This is a genomic window from Kitasatospora putterlickiae (assembly GCF_039527695.1).
GTDB lineage: Bacteria > Actinomycetota > Actinomycetes > Streptomycetales > Streptomycetaceae > Kitasatospora > Kitasatospora putterlickiae.
In genome coordinates this window covers 8,719-13,442 of record NZ_BAAAKJ010000304.1, presented here as the reverse complement: position 1 = coordinate 13,442, position 4,724 = coordinate 8,719, and the positions used below count along the sequence as shown (strand labels likewise).

The 4,724-nt window shown below is 72.5% G+C and carries 5 protein-coding genes and 1 pseudogene; 4 read left to right on the top strand and 2 right to left on the bottom strand.

Annotation, left to right across the window (positions count from 1 at the left end; genetic code table 11):
• The coding region (locus ABD308_RS29250) for an FHA domain-containing protein (RefSeq protein WP_344341088.1) at positions 1-806 on the bottom strand (806 nt) is incomplete at its 3' end.
• Positions 807-871: 65 nt separating this feature from the next.
• Positions 872-1,381 (bottom strand): hypothetical protein, encoded by a 510-nt coding sequence (locus tag ABD308_RS29245; RefSeq protein WP_344341079.1) that lies wholly within the window; start codon positions 1,379-1,381, stop codon positions 872-874.
• Positions 1,382-1,580: 199 nt separating this feature from the next.
• On the opposite strand from ABD308_RS29245, the gene ABD308_RS29240 reads away from it, so the two are divergent.
• The 4 genes and pseudogenes from ABD308_RS29240 to ABD308_RS29225 all read left to right on the top strand — a co-directional run.
• Positions 1,581-2,312 carry a tyrosine-protein phosphatase gene (locus ABD308_RS29240; RefSeq protein ID WP_344341076.1) on the top strand — a complete coding sequence of 244 codons (732 nt, stop codon included), beginning with the start codon at positions 1,581-1,583 and terminating at the stop codon, positions 2,310-2,312.
• Between the two features lie 371 nt (positions 2,313-2,683).
• Positions 2,684-3,121 (top strand): hypothetical protein, encoded by a 438-nt coding sequence (locus tag ABD308_RS29235; protein ID WP_344341070.1) that lies wholly within the window; start codon positions 2,684-2,686, stop codon positions 3,119-3,121.
• A gap of 141 nt (positions 3,122-3,262) precedes the next feature.
• Entirely contained in the window at positions 3,263-4,024 is a 762-nt protein-coding gene (locus ABD308_RS29230) for an ATP-binding cassette domain-containing protein (protein ID WP_344341064.1), read from the top strand.
• A gap of 2 nt (positions 4,025-4,026) precedes the next feature.
• Positions 4,027-4,724: pseudogene (locus tag ABD308_RS29225) on the top strand (hypothetical protein); the annotation flags it as partial.

Genomic DNA, 4,724 nt, shown 5'->3' with positions numbered 1-4,724 from the left:
CCGACGGCCGTCCGCGTCCCCTCGTCCAACGTGTACCGGCCCACGCACGCCCCGTCCAGCACCACCTTGACCTGGGCGGCACCGGGCCGGGCCCCGTCGTCGAGCAACGGCGTGCCGTGCAGCTCGCAGGTCGGCACGCCCCCGCGCATCCGGGGCAGCATCACCCGCCCGCCGCGGCGCACGCTGTACAGGCCGCACCGGGCGTCCGGGCAGCGCCAGGCCCGCCCGACCACCTCGACCAGCGGCTTGCTGGCTGCGGTCAGCAGCCCCTGCTTCTTCAGCGCCGACAGCTCCATCTTCTTGGAGATCTCCGCGCCGGTCCGGTACCCCATGTCCAGCGGCACCAGCCGCACCGCACCCCGCCCGGCCGCCTCCGGCCGCAGGAACTGCCAGGTGTTGCCCTGGATCCACGGGTGCTCGATCCGGTGGTCGTCGTAGTGGTCGGCGGTGACCACCTGGATCCCGGTCATGCCGGCGATCTCCAGCACCCGCTCATCGGCGTCCGGCACCTCCTCCACCAGCCCCTCCGCCACCCACCGCGCCAGCGTCCGGACGTCCGCCACGTCCTCGAACTCCCGCCGCCCGCCCAGCAGACTGCGGTCCGCCACGCAGTAGACCGCCACGTCCCGGTCCCCGGTCAACCGCACCAGCGCCTCCACCACCAGCCCCAGCCGGTGCAACGACCGCGCCGCCGCCCCGCCGAAGTCCGTCCGCCGCACGACGTTGGAGAGCTCCACCAGATAGTCCGCCCGGTCCGCGGACGTGGCGAGGTTGCGATCAAGGGCGCGGTAGGAGTGGTGCTCCATGGAACCTCCGTGCGGTCGGCGGGCCCTCCCATCATGACCCAGGCCCTCCGGCCGCGGGCCGCAGATCAGAAGAGCTCCAGCAACGGCGAGGTCAGCGTCACCTCAAGGTCGGCCGCGACGATCAGGGCCGCGAAGGCGACGACACGGGGCTCGGGTGCCCGGAAGCGCCAGTCCGGTCCGGTGAACTCCGCGAGTTCGGCACCCGAGGAGTCCACGACGCGACCCCGTGGGAACCGCGTCCTGGCGACGAACACGGTCTCACCGGCCTGCATCCTCACGAAGCGGCCCCGCGGTCCGAGAGTGCGCCTGCCGGTGACGCTCCCCTTCACTCCGAGCAGGGAGACATCCACGCCTCCCCTCACCTGACGCCGCGCCGCGTAACCCGGGGTTCCCATACCGTCGACCGAGAGGATCTCGGACCTGTCCAGCACGAACTCCCACCGCTCGGCACCGCCCCCGAGCGGTCCTCTGACGACGGAGATCCTCCCCAGCCGCGAATCCAGCTCTCCCGCCGGCCGCCGCGATTTCACCGGACTCCGCCATGCCCGGCCCCTCTCGACAGGCCTGAACTTCACGCCCACCCCTACCCCGAATCAGCCCGGCCGTCATGCCGCCCGCCCCCAGGGGCCGAAGTCCCCTGGGGCGGCGTCACTCGTTCTCAGGGCCGCGCGCTCGACCGATCGTCGTACCGGTTCGGGCCGCTTGCGGTCACTCGAACCGGATCACCGGAAACCTTTCCCGGCGATGGCGGGCGGAACCACATAGGGTGCGAACATGACACGTCATCTGACCTTCGAAGGCCCCTACAACTTCCGCGACCTGGGCGGCTATTCGGCCGCCGATGGCCGGTCGGTCCGCTGGGGGCGGCTCTACCGCTCGTCCTCGCTCGGCCGGCTCGCCTCGGCCGCCGACCTCGAACGGTTCCGGGCGCTGGACATCGGCACCGTGATCGACCTGCGCTACCCCTGGGAGATCGAGCGCAGGGGGCGGATACCGGAGCTGGACGGCGTCGCGTACCACAACCTCTCGATCGAGCACCGGCCCTACGACCAGGCCGAGATCGACCCGGAGCTCGACCCGTGGCGGTACCTGGCGGACCGGTTCGCCGAGGTGGCCGAGGACGGCGTCGCGGAGATCCGCGCCGTCCTGGAGCTGATCGCCGGGGCCGAGCGGCCGGTGGTGTTCCACTGCGCCGCCGGCAAGGACCGCACCGGACTGATCGCCGCCCTGGTGCTCACCCTGCTCGGCGTCGGCGAGGACGACGTGGCCGCCGACTTCGCGCTCACCGAGTTGGTCACCGCCCGGCTGGTCTCCGACTGGCGCGCCGCCAATCCGGGGCGCGCCCTGCGCTGGCCCGCCTTCGGGCGCGCACCGGAGTCGGTGATCCGGCTCGCGCTGGCGGACCTGGCCGCCGCCCACGGCTCGGTGCACGCCTACGCCACCGGCAAGGTCGGGGTCGACGAGGCACTGGTCGGCCGGTTGCGGGCCCGGCTGCTCACGGCGTAGTCAGGCGTCGTCCGGTGACGGCGAGAACCGGCCAGCGCCCTTCCGGAACGACAATCGCATGAAAAAGGTATCGATCAGCCAGTAGATCGAAAATTAGCAGGGCAGATCGATATTCGACCGGAAAATGCCGGGAGTGGGATTTTCCGGCGAATATCGATCACCCTCTTGCCAAGCCCCGGCTCCCCGGCCTCGACCGGCCGAATGGCCGAAAAAAATAGTGCTGGGCGCCTGTTCGTGCACGCTAAGGTCATTTCCGCGGCGGCTCGGCCGATCGGGTGACCGCGACCGTTCGGGTCGGACCTCCGCTCGTTTCCTTTTGCCTGCATGACCCCGCCCTGCCCGGCGGTGTCACCGAAATGATCGGACGGAACATGCACGCAAAGAACCGCGCCGACCGCACCGACCGTCCCAGCCGAACCAACCGCACACGCGTCCGAGGCGTCCTGGTCGCCGCCGCCCTACTCGCCTTCGCCGGCGCCGGGCCCGCCCTCGCCGAAGGCTCCTGGACGTCCCACATCAGCGGCTGGGGCCCCGGTTCGGAGTCCCGCCGCTGGGCCGACAGTGATCGCGACGACGCCGTCACCACCGTCACCTTCCAAGGCTGCGCGACCGGGAACAACGACTTCAAGGACGCCGATCTCCAGCTCTACAAGGACGTCTTCGGCCCCGACAAGGCCTACGGCCACCGGTCCAACCACTGCGACACCTCCGGCTGGGGCGACCAGAGCTCCGGCGACTACTACTTCGCACTGGAGGGCGTGCGCAGCGGCGCCAAGCTCTGGGTGGACACCGTCACCACCCGGTACTGACCCGCCGTCCGCTCACACCCTCACCCTCACCCTCACTCTCACCCTCGCCCCTCCCCTGCCCCGCCCCGGCCGTGGTTCCGGCGGACTCCCCCCATCCGCCGGCGCCGCGCACCCTCCCGAGCGAAATGCGTCGACCCCGCCATGGCCCTTGAGTTCCACCGCGTCGATTTCCAGTACAGCCGGAAGGCACCCCTGTTCACCGGTCTCGATCTGCGGATCGACAATCCGGCCACCGTCCTGCTCGGTCCCAACGGCGCCGGCAAGTCCACCCTCATGGCGCTCGCCGCCTCCCAAGCGAGCCCGCACCGGGGCCTGGTCACCTGGCGCGGCGTCAACCCGGCGGCGGGCGGTGGCGACCGCGCCGCCTACCGGCGCGCGGTGGCCTGGCTGCCGCAGCGGATCACCCCCGTCCCCGGGCTCAACGTGCGCGAACAGGTCGCGTACTGCGGCTGGTTGAAGGGCATGTCACGCACCGCCGCCTGGCAGGCCTCGGCCCGCGCGCTCGCCCGGGTCGGCCTCTCCGGGCTCGCCGACCGGGCCGGCCACCAGCTCTCCGGCGGCCAGTTGCGCCGGATGGGCATCGCCGGCTGCCTCGCCCACCACAGCGAGCTGATCCTGATGGACGAGCCCACGGCCGGCCTCGACCCCGCCCAGCGCTCGGTGTTCCGTTCCCTGGTCGAGGAGTTGACGGGCGAGGTGAGCATCGTGGTCTCCACCCATCAGACCGAGGAACTCGCCGGGACCTACCGGCACGTGGTGGTGCTGGACCGCGGCCGGGTCCGATTCCAGGGTGCCACCGAGGAGTTCCACGCGCTGGCGGTCGCCGACCGGGTGCCCGGGGGCGGCGACGGCACGCCGAGCGCCGAGGCCGCGTACGCGCGCCTGATCGAACGGGAGACGTGACCATGCTGCTGCGCACCGTTCTACGGGTCTCGGCCGGCACCCGGGCGCTGCCGTTCCTGCTCGGTTTCGTCCTGATCGCCCTCGACGACGAGCTGACCGCCTGGGTCACCCCCGGCTACGGGCTCGCCGCCGCCGGGCACGCCAGCCTCGCGCTGCCGTTCGCCTGCGCGGCCTGTGCGGCCTGCGGCGCGTGGGAGGGCGGACGGCTGCACCGGGGCGGCGTGTTCGACCGCTCGCCGGTCCGCTCCGCGCCGGCCATCACCGCGCCGGTGCTGCTGCCGGTCGCCGTGATGGGCGGACTCGGCATGGCCGCCGCGCTCGGCACCGCCGCACTGGCCGGCGGCACCGTGGACGGCGTACCCCAGCCCGGCCCGCTCGCCGTCTGGGCCGGACTGCTGCTCGCCAACACCCTGGTCGGCTCGGTGGCCGGACGGGTGCTGGCGCCGGTGGCCGCCGTCCCGCTCGCACTGGTCAGCAGCTTCGTGCTGAACGCCTACCCCGCCGCGTTCGACACGTACTGGCCCCGGCACCTGGTCGGCGGCGGGCTGTCCGACTGCTGCGCCGTAGACCAGGTGCTGGACGGCCGCGCGGTGGCGGGCTCGCTGGTCTTCTCCGGCGCGGTCTGTGCGGCGGCCGTGCTGCTGATCCGCCGCCGCGGCAGCCCGCTCGCCGTCGCCGCCGCGCTGGCGGTCACGGCGGG

Excerpts from the sequence above, each read along its gene's own strand:
- ABD308_RS29240 (WP_344341076.1), top strand. The coding sequence starts at position 1,581 with ATGACACGTCATCTGACCTTCGAAGGCCCCTACAACTTCCGCGACCTG.
- ABD308_RS29235 (WP_344341070.1), top strand. The coding sequence starts at position 2,684 with ATGCACGCAAAGAACCGCGCCGACCGCACCGACCGTCCCAGCCGAACC.
- ABD308_RS29230 (WP_344341064.1), top strand. The coding sequence starts at position 3,263 with ATGGCCCTTGAGTTCCACCGCGTCGATTTCCAGTACAGCCGGAAGGCA.